This is a genomic window from Lysobacter enzymogenes, from assembly GCF_017168095.1.
Lineage (GTDB): Bacteria > Pseudomonadota > Gammaproteobacteria > Xanthomonadales > Xanthomonadaceae > Lysobacter > Lysobacter enzymogenes_D.
In genome coordinates this window covers 1-545 of the sequence record NZ_LXSD01000646.1, presented here as the reverse complement: position 1 = coordinate 545, position 545 = coordinate 1, and the positions used below count along the sequence as shown (strand labels likewise).

1 protein-coding gene is annotated in these 545 nt (G+C 77.4%); it reads right to left on the bottom strand.

What is annotated here, in order from left to right:
• On the bottom strand, nucleotides 1-545 hold a 545-nt coding region (locus A7A76_RS24770), incomplete at both ends, for an MFS transporter (protein WP_206413819.1).

The window sequence follows — 545 nt, the reverse complement described above, 5'->3', positions numbered from 1 at the left end:
CCGGCCACGCCGCGGCCGGCCAGCCGGCGGCCTGGACCACGCTGCCGAACAGCGGCGGGCCGAGCACCTGGCCCAGGTAGCTGCCCTGCATCAGCAGGCCGACCGCGATCGCGATCCGCCCCGGATCGCGCTCCAGCGCGGCGGCGCCGCCGATCGCCGAGGCCGGCAGCAGGCCGCCGGCCAGGGCGAACAGCACGCACAGCGCGTAGGCCGCCATCGCCGGCAGCGGCAACGCGAACGCGCCGGCCGCGGCCGCGCCCATCGTCAGGCTGGCGAGCGCGATCAACCGCCAGCGCCGCGCGCCGCGGCGCAGCAGCCAGCCGGCGGCGAGGTTGCCGATCACGTTGGCGCCGATCGCCAGGCCGCCGAGCGTGCCGGCGCTGGCCGCGTCGACCTGCAGGCGCTGCATCAACAAGGTCGGCAGGAAGCTCAGCAAGGCATAGAACTGCAGCGCATACAGCGCGAACGCCAGCGCCAGCAGCAGCGGCCCGCGCGCGCTGGCCACCGCCCAGGCCTCGGCGGCGATGCGCCGCCACGGCCGCTGC